General features: G+C 66.3%; 16 protein-coding genes. 8 read left to right on the forward strand and 8 right to left on the reverse strand.

Annotation, left to right across the window (positions count from 1 at the left end; genetic code table 11):
• On the reverse strand, positions 1–596 hold a 596-nt coding region (locus ABWP92_RS10535; RefSeq protein WP_353235329.1), incomplete at its 3' end, for an Lcl C-terminal domain-containing protein.
• 17 nt (positions 597–613) lie between these two features.
• The gene (locus tag ABWP92_RS10540; RefSeq protein ID WP_353235330.1) at positions 614–976 is read right to left on the reverse strand and encodes a hypothetical protein; all 363 of its coding nucleotides are present in this window, start codon (positions 974–976) and stop codon (positions 614–616) included.
• 134 nt (positions 977–1,110) lie between these two features.
• Between ABWP92_RS10540 and ABWP92_RS10545 the strand changes: the two genes are divergently transcribed.
• The gene (locus tag ABWP92_RS10545; protein ID WP_353235331.1) at positions 1,111–1,857 is read left to right on the forward strand and encodes a response regulator transcription factor; all 747 of its coding nucleotides are present in this window, start codon (positions 1,111–1,113) and stop codon (positions 1,855–1,857) included.
• A complete protein-coding gene (locus tag ABWP92_RS10550) occupies positions 1,854–3,773 on the forward strand; it encodes a sensor histidine kinase (protein ID WP_353235332.1) in 1,920 nt (639 codons plus the stop codon). Before ABWP92_RS10545 ends, ABWP92_RS10550 begins: the two co-directional genes overlap by 4 nt.
• A 381-nt stretch (positions 3,774–4,154) precedes the next feature.
• Here ABWP92_RS10550 and ABWP92_RS10555 read toward each other — a convergent pair whose 3' ends face one another.
• The 6 genes from ABWP92_RS10555 to ABWP92_RS10580 form a co-directional block, all read right to left on the reverse strand.
• Positions 4,155–4,403 (reverse strand): GlsB/YeaQ/YmgE family stress response membrane protein, encoded by a 249-nt coding sequence (locus tag ABWP92_RS10555; protein ID WP_353235333.1) that lies wholly within the window; start codon positions 4,401–4,403, stop codon positions 4,155–4,157.
• 142 nt (positions 4,404–4,545) lie between these two features.
• Positions 4,546–5,538 carry a tripartite tricarboxylate transporter substrate-binding protein gene (locus ABWP92_RS10560; protein WP_353235334.1) on the reverse strand — a complete coding sequence of 331 codons (993 nt, stop codon included), beginning with the start codon at positions 5,536–5,538 and terminating at the stop codon, positions 4,546–4,548.
• Positions 5,539–5,686: 148 nt separating this feature from the next.
• Complete coding sequence (locus ABWP92_RS10565; RefSeq protein WP_353235335.1) at positions 5,687–7,051, reverse strand: MmgE/PrpD family protein; 1,365 nt, start codon at positions 7,049–7,051, stop codon at positions 5,687–5,689.
• A gap of 60 nt (positions 7,052–7,111) precedes the next feature.
• Positions 7,112–8,317: a CaiB/BaiF CoA transferase family protein gene (locus ABWP92_RS10570; protein WP_353235336.1), complete on the reverse strand. Its 1,206-nt coding sequence runs from the start codon at positions 8,315–8,317 to the stop codon at positions 7,112–7,114.
• Between the two features lie 11 nt (positions 8,318–8,328).
• Complete coding sequence (locus tag ABWP92_RS10575; RefSeq protein ID WP_353235337.1) at positions 8,329–9,495, reverse strand: acyl-CoA dehydrogenase family protein; 1,167 nt, start codon at positions 9,493–9,495, stop codon at positions 8,329–8,331.
• 54 nt (positions 9,496–9,549) lie between these two features.
• Positions 9,550–10,443, reverse strand: a complete 894-nt coding sequence (locus ABWP92_RS10580) for an HTD2 family dehydratase (RefSeq protein ID WP_353235338.1) — start codon at positions 10,441–10,443, stop codon at positions 9,550–9,552.
• Between the two features lie 386 nt (positions 10,444–10,829).
• On the opposite strand from ABWP92_RS10580, the gene pilV reads away from it, so the two are divergent.
• The 6 genes from pilV to ribD all read left to right on the forward strand — a co-directional run bounded on the left by pilV (position 10,830) and on the right by ribD (position 17,695).
• The gene (gene pilV / locus ABWP92_RS10585) at positions 10,830–11,414 is read left to right on the forward strand and encodes a type IV pilus modification protein PilV (RefSeq protein WP_353235339.1); all 585 of its coding nucleotides are present in this window, start codon (positions 10,830–10,832) and stop codon (positions 11,412–11,414) included.
• Between the two features lie 56 nt (positions 11,415–11,470).
• Positions 11,471–12,325 carry a hypothetical protein gene (locus tag ABWP92_RS10590; protein WP_502907503.1) on the forward strand — a complete coding sequence of 285 codons (855 nt, stop codon included), beginning with the start codon at positions 11,471–11,473 and terminating at the stop codon, positions 12,323–12,325.
• A gap of 2 nt (positions 12,326–12,327) precedes the next feature.
• Positions 12,328–13,077, forward strand: a complete 750-nt coding sequence (locus tag ABWP92_RS10595; protein WP_353235341.1) for a pilus assembly PilX family protein — start codon at positions 12,328–12,330, stop codon at positions 13,075–13,077.
• 89 nt (positions 13,078–13,166) lie between these two features.
• Positions 13,167–16,025 (forward strand): pilus assembly protein, encoded by a 2,859-nt coding sequence (locus tag ABWP92_RS10600; RefSeq protein ID WP_353235342.1) that lies wholly within the window; start codon positions 13,167–13,169, stop codon positions 16,023–16,025.
• Complete coding sequence (locus ABWP92_RS10605) at positions 16,022–16,504, forward strand: type IV pilin protein (RefSeq protein WP_353235343.1); 483 nt, start codon at positions 16,022–16,024, stop codon at positions 16,502–16,504. The genes ABWP92_RS10600 and ABWP92_RS10605 overlap by 4 nt, the downstream gene beginning before the upstream one ends.
• A gap of 60 nt (positions 16,505–16,564) precedes the next feature.
• Complete coding sequence (gene ribD, locus ABWP92_RS10610) at positions 16,565–17,695, forward strand: bifunctional diaminohydroxyphosphoribosylaminopyrimidine deaminase/5-amino-6-(5-phosphoribosylamino)uracil reductase RibD (protein ID WP_353235344.1); 1,131 nt, start codon at positions 16,565–16,567, stop codon at positions 17,693–17,695.
• Positions 17,696–17,730: the final 35 nt, after the last annotated feature.

Below are 17,730 nucleotides of genomic sequence, written 5' to 3' on the forward strand. Positions count from 1 at the left end.
TGCGGCACCACGATGTCGGCCCCCAGGGTGATGGTGGGCGGCTGGTTGATGCGCTGGGCCACTAGGCGGGCGGGGTGGGATTCGGCTTGGGCGATCAGCTTGGTATCACCGTCGCTGAAGTCCACGGCCCAGGCGCTGCTGCCCTGCACGTCGCTGCTCCAGTACGGCGCGCTTTGGGTGTTGGGCAACGTGCTGGCGGGGTGGCTTTGGCCATGGTGCACGGTGGACAGCAGCTCGCGCCGCGTGGGCAGGCGCCAGTCGCCAGTCAGGCCGCAGCGGCTGTAGCTGGCAGCGCTGCTGGCTGCGTCAGCCCAGGGCACGGGGGCCAGGGTTTCGTCGGCCCAGGTCAGGCCAGTGATGCCGTCTTGCACGCAGCCGTTGGCGGTGCTCAGGCTGAAGGCGGCAGCACCCGCCTGCGCGTCGCGGCCAAGGCGGCCGTCCTGACCGGGGTGGTCGCTGGGGGCAGCGCAGGCGATGGAAACGCCCGCACTGTCGGTGCAGGCGGTTTGGCCGGTGTCGTTCAGTTGGGCGCGGGCCAGCGCGGGCAGCAGCAGGCAGGCGGCCAGTGCGAGGCAGTTCAGGCGGTGGATGAACATGGCGTGTTTGCTCTTGATCAGATAGCGGCCAGCCCCAGCAGGGCCGACAGCAGCACGCATTGCACGTGGTATTCGTTCCAGGTCTGGCTGTTGGCGTTGTCGTCGTCGTTGTTCAGCACCAGGGTGATGGCATAAGGCTGCCCCGCCGTGATGCCCGCGATGCTGCTGGCGCCCACGGTGCCCTGGTGACGGATGAAAAAATCCGCCGCGTGAACATGGCTGGCGATGCACAGCGAAGCGGCTGCCGCAAGACACGGCCCAGTAAGCTTCTTATTAAAAAAGCACATGGTTTCTTTCTGGATGAATGGGCGTTTGTTTTTGGATAACGATTCAAAAACAAATAAAAGGCGGCGGGCAGTGCAGGGTTTGCCGCTTTTCAATGCCCTTGCCGGTTTGTGGAAAATTGTAAAATTCCCGCTACTGCGTAGAGCGCTTCTTTTCTGTCAAATGCTGTCAAAATCTACCAGTCCAAATTGTTTGGCCGGTATATTTCAATAAATTCGCCCATCCCGCATTGATTGCACCCTGTCGAATGCAACTCCCTTGTCACGTAGCCGTTGTTGAAGACCATGCCGGACTGCGGACAGATCTGGTGGAGTTTCTCGAACTGCGCGGTTTTTCGGTGCGCGGCTTCGACAGCGCGGAGAGTTTTTTCTCTGTTTGGCCTGCAATGCATTTCGATTTGCTGTTATTGGACGTGGCATTGCCGGGCATCAGCGGATTAGAGATTGCGCAGCGGGTTCGATCTCATGACGCGCACAACACAACGGGCGTCGTGATGCTGACGGCGCTGGATGCCAATGACGATCAGGTGCTCGGCTTCCATGCGGGCGCCGACGTATACCTTTCCAAGCGCAGTTCCCTGGATGTCATTGAGGCAGCCTGCCATGGCGTGATGCGTCGTCTGGGACAGCGCGAAGCAGACCGCCCGGCCAGCCCTCCCAGGCTCACCGAGCAACACTGGCGCCTTCATCCCCAAGACTGGCGGCTGCATACGCCCAATGGCATGGCGCTCAACCTGACCCATGCCGAGGTGCGATTGCTGTGCGCGCTGTGCGAAACACCAGGCAAGGCCGTGACTCGGGAAGCGTTGCTGGTGTACCTGGACAAGCAGGAAACGCCATTCACCCTGCGCAACCTGGACAACACGGCCAGCCGCCTGCGGCGCAAGGTGCAGGCAGCGTGCGGGCTGGAGCTGCCGCTGCGGCCCAGCTACGGCAAGGGCTACACCTTCGCCGCGCATTGCGAGCTGGCGCCGTGAAGCGCGGGTGGCCCGGCTTACTGCTCCTGCTGTGCTGGCTGCCGATGTGGATGGCAATGGCGGCGAGCGCCCATGCCGCCCCGGTTTCGCTGGAGGGCCGGCTGGAGCACTTCGCGGATGCGAGCGGGGAGCTGCCTTTCGAGGCGGTTTCGCAAGCGGATTTTGTCCGCTCGCGCTTCGTGCGCCTGCCCGCTTTCCGCAGCCTCGGCTATGGCACGGACACGCATTGGTTCCACGTCGAACTGGGGCCGCAAGACGGCAGTCCCTCGCACCGCGTGCTCGCCATCGGCTCGCCGGAGCTGGAGGAACTGGACGTCTGGGTGCAGCGCCAGGACGGCAGCTTCGAGGCCCATGCCCTGGGCTACCACCGCTCCTACGAAGGCCGCCCGCTGACGCGCTTGTCCGCGCTGCCGCTGGACACCTTCCCCGGGATGCACATCTACTGGCGCGTGCGCACGACCAATGCCCTCAGCGTGTATGCCGAGCTGCTGCCCGCCGAGGACTTCACCAGCGGCGAGACGCGCGCCAACTTTTTCCACGGGCTGTACTTCGGCATTCTGCTCATTGCTGCGGCGCTGTATGCCATTCTCGGGGCGAGATTGCTCGACGCGGTGATGGCGGCCTATGCGGGCTATGTGGCATCGCAACTGCTCTTCCACCTGGGCGCGACGGGCTACCTGCCTGTGCTGCTTGCGGGCCGGTCGGTATGGCTCATGGATGCGCTGCCCCGCATCGGCTGGCTCGGCGCGGCGGCGTTCATCGCACTGATGTGGGATCGGCTGCTCCAGCTAAAAGCCACTCATCCGCGCATCCACCGCTTGTACATGTTCACGGTCGCCTTGAACCTGGTCCTGCTTTTCTTCGCGCTGCAACCAGCGCTGGTGACGAGCACCGTGCTGCTGGTCGTGAAAGCGGCCAACTACCTCAACGTGCTGAATTTCGTGGTCGCCATGGGCCTGCTGGTGCAAACCTGGCGCCACGACCACCGCGCCGAGTGGATGGTCTACCTGATCGCCTTCGTCATTCCTGCGCTCGGCGCACTGGTCAACACCATGACCAACCAAGGCTTGCTGCCATGGAATGCCGCGACCGCCCATTTCTACCAGATCGCCGCGCTGGTGCATGTGCTGGTCATGAGCTATGGACTGGCACTGCGCCTGCGCCAACTACAGCAGGACAAGGCCGCGGCGGAGCAGGAGACGGCCATCGTCACCCAGCGGGCCCAGCAGCAGCGGCACTTCGTCGCCATGCTCTCCCATGAATTCGGCAACCCGCTGGCGGCCATTGACCGCGCCGCGCAGATGTTGCAGCTGAACTTGCAACTGCACGCGCCGCACCTGCCGCCCAAGGACGTGCAGCGGCTGGCGCTGATTCGCGGCAATGCGGCGACGCTGTCCGGCTTCGTCGAACGCTTTCTCATGACCGAGGCCCTGGACAACGGCGCCCTGTCGCTTTCGCGCACGCCGTGCCGCATCCGCCAGATGCTGGAGGACGCCGTTCGCCAGCAGCCTGCGGACCTGCGCTCGCGCATCCACCTGCTGGAATGTTCCGAAGGCACGTTCGAGGTGGACAGTACCTTGATGGGCGTGGCGATCGGCAATCTGCTCGCCAACGCCTTGCGTTATTCGCCGCAGAACAGCCCGGTCGAAATCGGTGCCACGCTGGGCGACACCGGGTTGCGCATTCGCGTTGCCGACCAGGGCCCCGGTCTGGATGCCGACGAACTGGACAAGCTGGGGGCGCCGTACTTCCGTGGCGCTGCGGCCTTGGGCAAGAAGGGCAGCGGGCTGGGCTACCACTTCACCCGCCGCATCGTGGAGGCCCACGCAGGCACGCTGACGGCCCAGTCAGGCACGGATACGGGCCTGGAAGTAGAGATTTTTCTGCCAGGCTCAGCAAAGTCAACCCCAAGGTGACGGCCATAGCAATCCACGCCTTGATCCTTATTTTTCTTCGGCAAAGTATCACGATATCCCAGGCTGGCGACCGAGATTCCACGACACGCTGCGCGTGGTCCGCTGCCCCCCCGAGGGGGGTGCTTTTTGTCTTGGGGCTGCCCGGCGACAAAGCAGAACCCCCACGCTCCCCCGCTGCGCGTGGTCCGCTGCCCCCCCCCCGAGGGGGGTGCTTTTTGTCTTGGGGCTGCCCGGCGACAAAGCAGAACCCCCACGCTCCCCCGCTGCGCGTGGTCCGCTGCCCCCCCCGAGGGGGCGCTTTTTGTCTTGGGGCTGCCCGGCGACAAAAAAGCCCCACAGGAAAAAATCCTGCGGGGCTTTTTCCTGCGCCAGGCAGAGCGCTCAGGCCCGCTTGATGAGCCGCGCCAGGAAGATCAGGATCACCGCGCCCACGAAGGCCACCAGGATGCTGCCGATCAGGCCGCCGCCCGAGCCCAGCCCCAGCATGCTGAAGACCCAGCCGCCGATGAGCGCGCCGACGATGCCGATCACGATGTTGCCCAGAAAACCGTAGCCGCCGCCCTTCATGACCAGGCCGGCCAGCCAGCCCGCGATCAACCCCACCACGATGAACCAGATGAAACCCGACATATCGATCTCCCGTTGAAGTGCCGCATGCAAGGCCCGGCCCGCGCCGCGCCCGTGGCTTCAGGATTGAAACCTGCGGCGAGCATACGGGAGAGCGCCTGGGCGCGGAGTAGGAAATCGCCGTCAACCTCCGGCCCCGGCGCCGCTACTCCGCGCTCACGCCAGCCGCGCGGATCACCTTGCCCCAGCGGTCCACCTCGGATGCGAGATGCGTGCGCAGGCTCTCGGGCGTGGCCTTGTCGGGCGACACCAGATCGGAGCTCAACTCGGCGATGCGCCGCTTCACGTTGTCATCCACGAGCGCGGCGTTCAACGCCTTGTTCAGCCTGGCGATGACTTCCCTGGGCGTGCCCTTGGGGGCGTACATGCCGTGCCACACCTTCACGTCGAAGCCCTTGAGCCCCTGCTCATCCAGCGTGGGGATGTCCGGCATCGACGACAGGCGCGCGGGCGTCGTCACGCCAAACACCTTGGCGCGCTTGCCATCCTGGATCACGGGCGCGGTCTGCGTGGTCTGGTCGCACAGCAGATCGACCTGCCCGCCCATCAGGTCATTCATCGCCGGGCCCGCGCCCTTGTAGGGAACGGTGGTGAGGTTCACGCCCGTCTGGTGCATGAACAGCAGACTGCACAGTTGCGAGACCGCGCCCATGCCCGCGTGCGCCATGCTCACCTTGTCCTGATGCTTCTTCACATAGTCGAGCAGCTCGGGAAAGGTATTCGCGGGGAAATCCTTGCGCGAGAGCAGCGTCATCGGGACATCGAGCACCTGGCCGATGTATTCGAAATCCTTGAGCGGGTCATAAGGCAGCTTCCTGTAGAGGGCCGGCGCCGTCGCCATGCCCATATGGTGGATCAGAATCGTGTAGCCGTCGGGCCTGGCGCGCGCCACGCGGGTCGGCGCGATCGTGCCTCCGGCGCCCACGGTGTTTTCCACCACGACGGACTGCCCGAGCGACTGCCCCATGGGCACCGCGAGCAGGCGCGCCACCACGTCGGTGGGGCCGCCGGCGCTATAGGGGACGACCATGACGATCGACTTGTCCGGATAGTCCGCGGCATGCGCCGCGGCGGCGGCCAGCATGGCGGCGCACGCAAGGCCCAGAGCCCGGCGAGAGAACGATGAAATGGAACGCATGTGTAGTCTCCTTGGGTTGTTTTCCGTGGTTTGCCCTGTCTCGAAACGAGGCTAGCGACCGGTCCGCGGTCCGCCTCGCCTCTCCTACCCGCTGGCGCCGCACAACTGCCGTGTGCTTGCGTCGCCGCGAATTTCAGTGCGCGCCTGATCAGCCGATCAGGCGGCAGACGTGCGTTGCCCGCGCGATGTCCCAAAGGCCTTGCACCACCGAGCGCACCTTGTCCTGGGGAATGTCGCAGCCATAGGCAGCCAGGCGCAGCGCCTTGTCCGTGATCTCCTGGCGCGAAAGCGTGTTGCCCGGATCGCCCTTGGGCTCATCGACGCGGCCATGCAGCGTGCGGCCATCCGCCGTCTTGACCGTGACCTTGCCGATCCAGCGCCGGGGATAGGCCGCATCCACTTCCTCGTCCAGCACCATGCCGACCCTGTCTCGCAGCGCCACCGTCTCGGGTGCGAGGAACTGCCCGTCGAATTCGCTCAATCCGGCGCGGCCGAAGCGCGCGGCGATGGCGAGCACCGTCCCCATGGAGAACTTGCTCTGATGCACCGTGGCGGGCGACACCACGGGCCCCAGCACGTCGATCGCGCCCTGGTGCACATGGCATATGACCTGCGCGATGTCCCCGGGCTCGAGCCGGTTTTGCCGCATCACCTGCAGCAGCGCATCCGCCGCGGGGTGCGTGTGGCGGCAGGACGCGTGCCACTTGAAGGACGTCTCGGCCGTGGCCCAGCGCTCGCCCAGCCGGTCGGTGAGCTTGCCGGCGTCCGAATCGGTGGACATGCCGGCGGCCATGCCCTGCGGCCCGGTGAAGATGTCCTGCGCGCCCGTGAATCCATCGTGCGCGAGATAGGCCGCCGCCAGGCCCGCTGACGCCGCATGCGCGGTGTGCAGCTGCTTGCTGTCGGCCGCCGTGCGCAGGAACTCCCACAGCCCCGCCGCCTGCGTTCCGGCCGAGCCGAACGCATGCTGCATCTGCTGCGGCGTCAGCTCCAGCAGATGGCCCGCGGCAGCGGCGGCGGCGATCGTTCCGGCCGTGCCGGTGGTGTGGAAGATCCTGTAATGGCTGCGGCCCAGGAACTCGCCCACGCGGATGCCGGTCTCATAGCCCGCCACGCAGGCCGCCATGAAACGCTCGCCGCTCGCGCCAATGCTCTGGGCCACCGCCAGCGCCGCGGGAAACACCACCGCCGCGGGATGGAACACCGAGCCGTTGTGCACATCATCCTGCTCGGCCACGTGCGAGGCGGCGGCGTTCGCCATGGCGGCCATCATCGGAGATGTCCCCTCCGGCTGGCCGAGCACTTCGCAGTCGCCCTGGCGCGGCCCCTGCGAGAGCGCGAAGCGCGTGATGCTCCGCACCGCTCGCGCGCCCTGGCCCGCGAGCGCCGAACCAAACCAGTCCACCAGAAGGTCTTCGGCCTTGCGCTGCACGTCATCGGGAATGTCCCGCCAGCGCAGGCTCGCGGCGAAATGCGCCAGCGGATGGATCCGTGCCGATGTTTCCTGCTTCATGTGAATGCTCCTTTGCGTGCCGTGGGGCCCATTCGTTTTCTCTCCATTCGTTTTTCTCCGTCAGCCGCCGTTTCCCGCGCCATCGGCCAGCGCGCCGATCCGCGCGGCTGTCCAGCCCAGTTCCACCAGGATGGCGGCGGTGTGCTCGCCCACCGCTGGCACGGCCTCCATGCGGTAGTCGAACGCATTGTTGAGCCCCGGCGGCAGCAGCGCCGGCACGTCGCCCGCGGGCGTGCGCACCGTGCGCCAGCGGCCGCGCGCCCGCAGTTGCGGATGGGCCCACAGCCCCTGCATGTCGTTCACGCTCGCGTTGGCGATGCCCGCGGCATCGAGGCGCTCGACGATCTGCCGGGCATCCAGCGCGCCGAACAGCCGCAGGATTTCCTCCCGCAGGGCTTCGCGGTTTTCGTTACGGCGCGCGTTGCTGTCAAAGCGCGCGTCCCGGGCAAGCTCCGGGCGCTGCAGCACCTTGTCGCAGAACGCCTGCCATTCGCGCTCGTTCTGCAAGCCGAGCATGACCGTGCCTCCATCGCCAGCGGTGAACGGGCCATAGGGATAGATGCTGGCGTGCGATGCGCCCGTGCGCGGCGGCGGCGGCGCACCGTCGTAGGCGTAATACATGGGATAGCCCATCCACTCGCCCAGCGCTTCGAGCATCGACACGTCGATGTGGCTGCCCTCCCCGGTCCTGGCGCGCAGCAGCAGCGCGGACATGATGTTGGTATAGGCATACATCCCGGCCGCGATATCCGCCACGGAAATCCCGGCCTTGGCAGGCGTATCCGGCGTGCCGGTTATCGACAGGAAGCCCGCCTCGCTCTGGATCAGCAGGTCATACGCTTTCTTGTCGCGGTAGGGTCCGTCCGCGCCATAGCCGCTGATGTCGCAGACGATGAGCCTGGGAAAGCGCTCGTGCAGCGCCTGGAACGACAGCCCCATGCGCGCGGCGGCGCCCGGCGCGAGGTTCTGCACCAGCACGTCGCATGTCGCGAGCAGTTGCATGAGCGCATCCCGCGCCAGCGGCTGCTTGAGGTCCAGCGCCAGGCTTTCCTTGCTGCGGTTGATCCACGTGAAGTGCGAGGACTGGCCCCGCACGCGCTGGTCATATCCCCGCGCGAAATCGCCGGCGCCGGGACGCTCCACCTTGATGACGCGCGCGCCCAGATCGGCAAGCTGGCGCGTGCAGAACGGCGCCGCGACGGCATGCTCCAGCGAGACCACGGTGACGCCGTCCAGCGGACGCGGCCGTGCTTGTGTTGATGGCATGGCCCGCCTCCTCAGAACGAACGCGGCAGCCCGAGAATGTGCTCGGCCACGTAGGAATAGATAAGGTTGGTGGAGATCGGCGCCACCTGGTAGAGACGCGTTTCGCGGAACTTGCGCTCCACGTCATACTCGCACGCGAACCCGAAGCCGCCATGGAACTGCAGGCACGCGTTGGCCGCTTCCCAGCTCGCCTTGGCGGCCAGGTATTTCGCCATGTTGGCCTGTGCGCCCATGGGCTCGTGCCGGTCGAACAGCTCGCACGCCTTCCAGCGCATGAGGTTGGCGGCCTCGATCTCGATGAACGCGTCGGCGATCGGAAACTGCACGCCCTGGTTCTGCCCGATCGGGCGGCCGAACACGGTGCGGTCCTTCACGTAGCCGGTGACGCGGTCGATGAACCAGTAGCCGTCGCCGATGCACTCGGCGGCAATCAGCGTGCGCTCCGCATTCAGGCCGTCGAGGATGTATCTGAAGCCCTTGCCTTCCTCGCCGATCAGGTTGTCCTCGGGGATTTCCAGGTTCTCGAAGAACAGCTCGTTCGTTTCATGGTTGACCATGTTGAGGATGGGGCGCACGCTCATGCCGGATTTCTCGGCCTCGCGCAGGTCGACCATGAAGATCGACATGCCCTCGCTCTTTTTCTTCACGTCGGCAAGCGGCGTGGTGCGCGCCAGGAGAATCATCCAGTCACTGTGCTGGATACGGCTGATCCAGACTTTCTGGCCGTTGATGACGTAGCGGCCATCCTTCTTCACCGCCGTCGTCTTGATTTTCGTGGTGTCGGTACCGGTGGTGGGCTCGGTCACGCCCATGGACTGCAGGCGCCACTGGCCCGATGCGATCTTCGGCAGGTACTTCTGCTTTTGCGCCTCCGATCCGTGGCGCAGCAGCGTTCCCATGTTGTACATCTGGCCGTGGCAGGCGCCGGAGTTGCCGCCGCAGCGGTTGATTTCCTCCATGATGACCGATGCCTGCGTCAGGCCCAGGCCCGAGCCGCCGTACTCCGCCGGAATCAGCGCCGCCAGCCAGCCCGCCCGGGTGAGCGCGTCCACGAACTGCTCGGGATAGGCCCGCGCCTCATCGACCTTGCGGAAATATTCATCGGGGAATTCGGCGCACAACGCGCGGATGGCATCCCGGATCTCCTGGAAATTGTTCGAGAGTGTCTGTTCGATCATGTAGTTTCGTTTCTTGTCCTGTAGGGAGGGAGTTCCGCGGTCTCTCGATGCTCGTCAGGCCAGCTCGGCCGTGCCCTGCATGGTCAGCCAGCCCTCGTGGTCCTGCGCCCACAGCTCGACGGCGCCGCCATCGGCGCGGAGCCTGCCGTGCACGCTGAAGGGATCGAGATCGAACGTGGGCCGCACGGCCTTGAACGAGAAGCCGCGCACCACGGCCCGCGGCAGGTTGCGGCGCAGCAGATCGAGCAGCAGCGTGGCGATCAGCGGGCCATGCACGATCAGCCCCGGATAGCCTTCGACCTCGGTCACATATTTGCGGTCATAGTGAATGCGATGGCCATTGAAGGTGAGCGCGGAATAGCGGAACAGCAGCACGTCGTCCGCGACGATGCGGCGCGACCACATGGCCTGTCCATCGAGCGGCGGCTTGCGCGGCCCCGGCTGCGGCGCGCCGGGGCTGGCGGCCGCGCGATAGACGATGTCGTGTTCCTCCGTCAACGCAAGGCCGCTGGCGTTCGAGTAGCGGTGCTCCACCAGCACGAACAGCAACTCCCCGGAACGGCCCGCCTTGTGCTCGATGGAACGTATCGTGGAGACGCGCTCGACACTCTGGCCCACCGCCAGTGGATTGCCGCTTTCCCAGGCCAGCCGCCCGCCCGCCCACATGCGGCGCGGCAACGGGACCGGCGGCAGAAAGCCGCCGCGCGTGGGATGGCCGTCCGCCCCTATCTCGCTTTGGCGCGCATGCGGCAGAAAGTACAGCCAGTGCCACAGTGGTGCGATGGGCATGCCGGCTGCGGGATCGGCATCTTCGCGGTCCAGCGTGGCCGACATGCCGCGCACCGGCGCGGCCGTAAGCAGATCGGACGTGGTTTCGCTCTTGCCGATCCAGCTGCGCAGATGCGCCAACCGGGCTTCATCGATCATGGGTGGGGTGGTGTCGCTCATGGGGTGCTGGACGAATGGAATGCAGGGATGCGCGGATGGAGCGCGGAGCCAAAAACAATCCCGCCATATTGCAATGCGCCTGGATGGGACGCAATCGCATAGTGCGCAACAGCCCCTTTCGCAAACCTGAAGACGCCCCTTGCGCGCAGCCTCAAGCACCACCACGCCATCGCCGCACTGACTTGCCTCAGCCGCCCAAGGCCATGCGCTGCCCCGGGCCGGAAAGCATTGAAACAGGTCAATCCAGGCCTGTGAAATCAGGATCAATCGCGCACGTTTTTTCCTAACCGATGGTGGTGCTTCTGATTCAAAGACTTAATCGACGGCTCCTGCATGGCATCACCGGACCGAATATCCCCCACGGCCTCCTTGACTCGAGAAACATCATGCCCGCGCACAGAACCCAATATGGCGCCACGCTGCTCGAAGCGCTGGTGGCCATGCTCATCGTCAGTCTTGGCATATTCAGCGTGCTGGGTATTCACATGCGCTCGCTGATGAACGCGCAGGCCGGTATCCGCAGGGCCCAGGCCATCCGGCTGATTGAAGACCTGGGCGAACGGATTCACGCCAACCCGGGGGCCGCTGCGCATGTCGGCATTTACACCGGCGCGCCCCATGCGGGGACGGCGGACGATTGTTCTTCCACGCCCTGCACATCGGCCCAACTGGCCGAGCGCGATACCGCCCAATGGCATCAGGCGGTACAAGCCAGCCTTGGAATGGGTAAAGCCGTCGTCTTCGCCGCCATGAATGCAGAAAACCCGGATGAAGCCCGGCAGATCGGCGTGCTCATCGGCTGGAAGGAAAACATCCAGCCGGACAGCGATATGGCAACCCAGGAACAGCTCCAGTCATTTCTCCAGATATCCGCTGAGCAGGCCAGCGGCCATTCGTGCCCCGATGAATATGTCTGCCATCTGCAATATCTGCCCATGCCCCGGCATTGCGGGCAGCAGGGAATATGCTGATGGGATGCCGATATGGCCCGACGGGGCCGGGAAAATCCCGCCGGCCGATGAATGGAATGACGCTGGTTGAAGTCATGGTCGGCCTGCTGATTGGCCTGTTGATCAGCGGGATTGCCCTGAACGCGCTGCAGATATCCCGGACCCTCTCGCAGATCACCAGCGAAGCAACCGCCTTGCAGCAGGATGCGAATACGGCCATGCGCATCATGGGCCGGCAGGTCAGGCAGGCGGGCAGCGTGTCGCTCAATCTGCAGCCGGACGTTTTTGAAGCAACGGCCCTGGAAACCTGGGCGCCCGGGCAGATCCCCGTGCTGTTCGAACCCACGGTGGAGAACAGCACGGACGCCGCCGCCGGATCGAGCAGACTCCCCGCCATGGCCGCGCCCGTCGTCGCCAAGTCCACCGGAGACACGCTGCTGACACGCCACGAAAACCACGGCGAGAACCTGTACCGCAGCAGCACGGGCACCGTGTGGGGCTCGCAGGATGTGGATTGCCTGGGGCAGAACACAAGCAAGCAATCACTTACCTCCACGATAAGCAGCACATTCTTCGTGCGCGAGGAGCAATTGATGTGCGCCGGAGTGGCCGGCACGCCGCAGCCCATGATCGGCAACGTCAAGGATTTCACGGTTCGGTTTCTGGCCGAAAACACCAGCGTGGCCAGCGTGAAAATTGAAAGTGCAAGCTCACTTTCATACATGGCGGCAGATGCGCTCAATAGCGGATCGCCAGCAGGCTGGCAGGACGTGCGTGCCGTCGAAATCTGTCTTGAACTCGAAAGCCCGCTCGCCAAGGCGCCCGACATCGGGATGGCATACCGCAAATGCAATGGCGAGTGGCAATCCAGGCGCAACCGGCTGGTATTCGTCGCGCGAAGCCTGTTCCAGGTGCGGCCGCAGGGGTCATGAATATGCGCTCCATCACCCACTCGCATGTATATGCGCGCGAGAAAGGCGCATCGCTCTATATCGTGATGATCGTCGTGCTGATGGCCATTCTCATGGCGATATGGACGGTCCGGACCGCGCTGTTCAACGAAATGCTGACCAGCAACGATGCGGATTATCAGCGGACATTCGAAGCAGCCCAATCCATGCTGGAGGACGCGGAGCTGGATATTCGGGGCATTGATCCGTCCGGCAGGCAATGCGGGCAACAGGATTATCCCGACCGCGTCTGCCGCACCCATATGGCGGTTCATTTTGATTTCGACCCATCGGAGCTTTCCGACATCCTGGCCTATCTCGACGAATTTCCCACCGGATGCCAATTCGGCATATGCAGAAAGAGAAACGGCGCACAGGATTTCTGGAATGACCCGCAATATCTCATGCAGATGACGGCGCCCGACGTCGGCGCGCGTTATGGCCAGTTCACGGGTGCCCATGCGGGCCTTGCCGGAAATCCGATTCTCGCTGAACGCGCATCGGCGAAAAATGCCGCCGGGCTTCAGGGCGCGTGGTACTGGATTGAAATACTTCCCTACGCCAGCGCCAATCTTTCACTGCTGTCCCGATTCGAGGGAAATACGCAAATGGCCGTTTATGCCCCCGACCCGCAGCGGCCCTGGATATACCGCATCACCGCCCTGGCGCGTGGCAGGCAAAAGGGAAGCGAGGTGGTCGTGCAGTCCATCTTGACGCTGCGATCCCTGGAATGAAACCACATGAGGCCCACCCCATGTCCCGGTCAACGAAGTCATTCAGGATCCAGCCGATCACGCCGCGCCAGGGCGAGGGAGGAGCTTTCATGCATCACGTCATCCAGTCCATGCTCGCCTGCGCCACCGGCCTCGGGCTGGCGCTGCCCGCTCAGGCAGCGCCGCTGCCGTTCGCCCAATACCCTGCGGAGGCGGCCTACCGCCTCCCCGCGCCCAACGTCATCGTGTCGGTGGACAACGCACGCGGCATGGAGCAGCCAGACCCCGGCGCGGTCCGGCAGCCGTCCGGCCCGCAGCCCACGCGCCTCGATGCAGTCCGGCGGATGCTGGCCCGCCTCTTCGATCCATCCAGCCTGCCCGACGGCAGCGTCCGCCTTGCCTACCAGGCCGCTTTCGGCTGCACCCGCCTGCCCAGGGACGGTGAGCCGATAGAAGCGCAGTGCATCCACAACGGCATCCCCAATCGCATGGCGCCGCTCGCCGGCTCCACGGACACGGGGGAATCCTCGACGCGCGGAGCTTGCATGCGCTGGCTGGCGGAGCTGCGAACGGGAGACAGTGCGGGCGCGGACTCCCTGGGGAGCGAAGCCCGGCGCTATCTGGCGCAGACGGGTGCGGAAAATCCGTGGCAGGACGTTCCCGGCGCAGCGCAGCCGGCAGCCGTGCCCAAGCCGTGCCGCCGTGCCTACCATCTGCTGCTCGCCGATGGCCAATCGCTCGAAAGCCTCGGCGGCCCCGCTTCCGGGGACGCCAACCCGCCCATCGAAACCGTGCGCGGAATCAGCGCCATCCGCCGCGCCCTCGACGGCATCGCTGGCCCGGTCGGCGCCGGTGATGGCGGCGAACACATCAGCGGCGCGATCGCCGGCAGCGCAGCGCCCGCGCGTGGGCCCGTCACGCTCTTCACCAGCGCCTACCAGGCAGGCGCCTGGTCCGGATACGTGTTCGCCAGCCAGGCCACGGGGGAGCCGCCGGGCGCCATGGCGCCCGACCCCGGCTGGGGCGTGGTGGAGGCACGCGCCGGGCGCGCGCACCGCACCACGGCGGACCGTCTCGATGCCTTGCCTGACGTCGGCGCGCGGCTCATCCTCACGCACAACGGCGAGCGCGGCGTTTCCTTTCAATGGAGCGCCGAGAGCGGCACGCTGCTCTCCAGCGCCCAGCAGCAATGGCTGCAATCGTCAGCCAGGGACGCCGGCCACGGCGCGCGGCTGCTCAACTACCTTCGCGGCGACCGCAGCTTCGAATCGGGCGACGCGCCCAATGGCTTTCGCCCGCGCGCGTCGCGCCAGGGCGATATCGTGCATTCGCAAATCTGGCATGTCGACAAGCCTTCGGCCGGTCATGCCGACAGCAGCTACCGCGCGTTCGCGCGAACCCATGCGGACCGTCCCGCGATGCTCTATGTGGGCGGCAACGACGGCATGCTGCACGGCTTTGCCGCTGCAACGGGCGACGAAATGATCGCCTACGTGCCACAAGGCGTCTACAGGAACTTGCCGCAGCTGGCCAGCCGCGCCTACCGCCATCGCTACTTCGTCGATGGCTCGCCGTTCACTGGCGACGTCGAGCTGGGGCAGCCTCCGGGCCAGACGCAATGGCGTACGCTGCTCGTGGGCACATTGGGCGCGGGCGGCCCGGGCTACTTCGTGCTGGACGTGACCACGCCCACGTCGCCCCAACAGCCCGGGTCCGGCAATTTTGCACAACAGCATGCGCAGGCTCTGGTCGTGATGGATCGCACCGACGGCGGCGATCCCGACATCGGCCACATCCTTGCCGCACCCACCCTGAGCGAAGCCAACGCGCAACGCAGCCTGCAGATCACGCGCACCAACAACCGCCGCTGGGCGGCCATCCTGGGCAATGGCTACAACAGCCGCCGCGAGCGTCCCGTGCTGCTGGTGCAGTACCTGGACGGCGAGCGCGAGCTGCTGAAGATCGAAGCGGCCAGCGCTCCCGGCTCACCGGGCAACGGGCTGTCCGCCCCGCAGTTTCTCGACGTCAACGGCGATGACGTTCCCGACTTCATCTATGCGGGTGATCTGGACGGCAACCTCTGGAAGTTCGACATATCGGCGGCATCCGACCAACGCTGGCGGGTCGCCAACCAGGGCGCGCCGTTCTATCGGTCCAGGCGCGAAGGCAGCCCGCAGCCCATCACCGCCGCGCCCGTGCTGCGCGCGCAGCCCCGCGCGGGCGGCCTGCTCGTCGCCTTCGGCACCGGCCGCAATCTGACCGAGGCGGACCAGGGCGATGCATCGGTGCAGTCGGTATACGCCGTGATGGACTACACGCGCTACGCATTGATCGAGTCGGGCGAGGACCAGGGCAAGGTCGCGGTGGACAGCGCGCGCAGCAGCCTGCCAGCGGCCGCGCAATCACGCAGCGAACTCATGGCGCAGAAAGTGCAGGACGGCGACCGGCCCGGCACGCCCGGCGCCGGGTCCGGCAGCCAGCGCGCCTACTGGAGCATCAGCCACACGCCGTTCGCCTACTGCACGACAACGCCCTGCGCGCCGGACGAGCGCAAGGGCTGGTACATCGACCTGCCCGCACCGCGTGAACGCGTGCTGCAAAGCCCGGCCTTCTATGACGGCAACGTGCTGGAAATCCTCAGCCACGTCCCCGCAGCGCCCGCCGCACCACCCTCCGCCGACCGCGCAGCCGTGGAGTCCTGCGGCGGCGGCCTGACTGCGGCGCAGGACTTTCGCATGCTGCTCCAGATGGCCACTGGCGCGCCCGCGCAGACACGCACCATGGATGTGAACGGCGACGGACGGATCGACGCCGACGATGGCAACGCCGCGCGCTCGAGCGCGGCAGCACATGAAATCCGCTGGAAAACCGGCGCCCGGAACATCCGCATCGCACCGGATGGGCCGGCAGAGAGCCTGGGAGCCATTCCCACGATCGTGCTGCGCCCGAGCTGGCGTCACATCAAATGAGCGCACGGCTGAAGAACGCTGCCGGGATTCTCCGCCCTGGAATCCGGCCCGCCAGGCACCGCGTCAGCCCCATCCGAGGCAGAGGCTTCACGCTCATCGAGCTGCTCGTGGCCGTTGCCATGGTCGCCGTCCTCGCCGCCGCGGCCATTCCCGGCTACCGCCAATACGTGGCGCGCGGCTACCGCGCTCAAGCCAAGGCGGCGCTGCTGCAGGTAGCGCTCTGGATGGAGCGCGCCCACACCGCCAACGGCGTCTATCCCGAGGGCGACGCCGCGCAGGCGATGCTCACATCGCTGGCTCCGCAGCACTACGCGCTCCAGCTGCGCGCCAGCACCGCGAGCAGCTATACCGTCGTGGCGGTGCGCCGTGGCCCCATGCAGGGCGACATCTGCGGCGACCTGACGCTGACCCACACGGGCGTGCGCGGCGCCGAGGCGCACCGGGTCGGCAACGTCGCCAGGGACTGCTGGGGAAGATAGCCCCGGATCCGCCCGACGCCGCCTTGCCCCTGGTGCTTGTTCACGTAACATCACCCCCTCATGACACGCCAAGCCGACACCTCCGCCAACGCGCCCGACCCCATGCAGCAGGCCATCGATCTCGCTGCCAGGGCGCTCTATATCTCCAACCCCAACCCGCGCGTGGGCTGCGTGATCATGAGCGCGGACGGCAGCACGCTGCTGGGCAGCGGCTTCACGCAGCAGGCGGGCGGCCCGCATGCCGAAGTGATGGCCTTGCGCGACGCCGCGGCGCGGGGCCACGACCTGCAGGGCGCAACGGCCTATGTGACGCTGGAGCCCTGCTCCCACCATGGCCGCACCGGCCCGTGCTGCGATGCGCTGATTGCGGCCGGCATCGGCAAGGTGGTCGGCGCGATCACCGACCCCAACCCGCGCGTGGCGGGCCAGGGTTTCGAGCGGCTGCGCGCTGCGGGCGTGCAGGTGGAAACCGGCAGTTGCGGCCCGTTGTCGCGCGAGCTGAACATCGGCTTCTTCAGCCGCATGGTGCGCGGTCAGCCGTGGGTGCGCCTCAAGGCGGCCATGTCCCTGGATGGAGCGACGGCGCTTGCCAACGGAGAGAGCCAATGGATCACCGGCGAGGCCGCGCGCGCCGACGGCCATCACTGGCGCGCCCGCGCCTGCGCGCTGCTCACCGGCATCGGCACCGTGCTCGGCGACGATCCGCTGCTCAACGTGCGCCATGTGGATACCCCGCGCCAGCCGCGCGTGGTGATCGTGGACAGCGCGCTGCGCACGCCGCCCACGGCCCGCCTGTTCAGCGTGCCGCGCGAAGTGCTCATCTACAGCGCTGCGCCGGCACCCGAACGGCAGGCAGCCCTGGAGGCCCGTGGAGCGAAGGTGATCGCCATGGCCGGCCCGGACGGCCGGGTCGATCTGCAGGCCATGCTGCGCGACCTCGGCCGGCGCGAAGTCAACGAACTGCACGTGGAGGCCGGCGGCACCCTGAACGGCGCGCTGATGCGGGCCCGCCTGGCGGATGAATGCCTGCTCTACGTGGCCCCGCGCATCCTGGGCAACGGCCAGGGCGCATTCTCGGGCATGCGGATCGGGCGGCTCGAGGAGGCTGCCGATCTGGAGATCCGGCAGATCGCGCACGTCGGAGCCGACTTGCGCCTCCAGGCCATCGTCGCGGGCCGCGACCGGTTCTGATCTCAGAACGTGTTTACGATCTCTACGCAGCCGCG

The organism is Diaphorobacter ruginosibacter, assembly GCF_040396215.1.
Taxonomy (GTDB): domain Bacteria; phylum Pseudomonadota; class Gammaproteobacteria; order Burkholderiales; family Burkholderiaceae_C; genus Diaphorobacter_A; species Diaphorobacter_A ruginosibacter_A.

Bases quoted from the DNA above. Each gene is read 5' to 3' on its own strand.
- ABWP92_RS10595 (WP_353235341.1), top strand. From the start codon at position 12,328: ATGCGCTCCATCACCCACTCGCATGTATATGCGCGCGAGAAAGGCGCA.
- ABWP92_RS10560 (WP_353235334.1), bottom strand. From the start codon at position 5,538: ATGCGTTCCATTTCATCGTTCTCTCGCCGGGCTCTGGGCCTTGCGTGC.
- ABWP92_RS10580 (WP_353235338.1), bottom strand. From the start codon at position 10,443: ATGAGCGACACCACCCCACCCATGATCGATGAAGCCCGGTTGGCGCAT.
- ABWP92_RS10600 (WP_353235342.1), top strand. From the start codon at position 13,167: ATGCATCACGTCATCCAGTCCATGCTCGCCTGCGCCACCGGCCTCGGG.
- ribD (WP_353235344.1), top strand. From the start codon at position 16,565: ATGACACGCCAAGCCGACACCTCCGCCAACGCGCCCGACCCCATGCAG.
- pilV (WP_353235339.1), top strand. From the start codon at position 10,830: ATGCCCGCGCACAGAACCCAATATGGCGCCACGCTGCTCGAAGCGCTG.
- ABWP92_RS10555 (WP_353235333.1), bottom strand. From the start codon at position 4,403: ATGTCGGGTTTCATCTGGTTCATCGTGGTGGGGTTGATCGCGGGCTGG.
- ABWP92_RS10565 (WP_353235335.1), bottom strand. From the start codon at position 7,051: ATGAAGCAGGAAACATCGGCACGGATCCATCCGCTGGCGCATTTCGCC.
- ABWP92_RS10570 (WP_353235336.1), bottom strand. From the start codon at position 8,317: ATGCCATCAACACAAGCACGGCCGCGTCCGCTGGACGGCGTCACCGTG.
- ABWP92_RS10590 (WP_502907503.1), top strand. From the start codon at position 11,471: ATGACGCTGGTTGAAGTCATGGTCGGCCTGCTGATTGGCCTGTTGATC.
- ABWP92_RS10605 (WP_353235343.1), top strand. From the start codon at position 16,022: ATGAGCGCACGGCTGAAGAACGCTGCCGGGATTCTCCGCCCTGGAATC.
- ABWP92_RS10575 (WP_353235337.1), bottom strand. From the start codon at position 9,495: ATGATCGAACAGACACTCTCGAACAATTTCCAGGAGATCCGGGATGCC.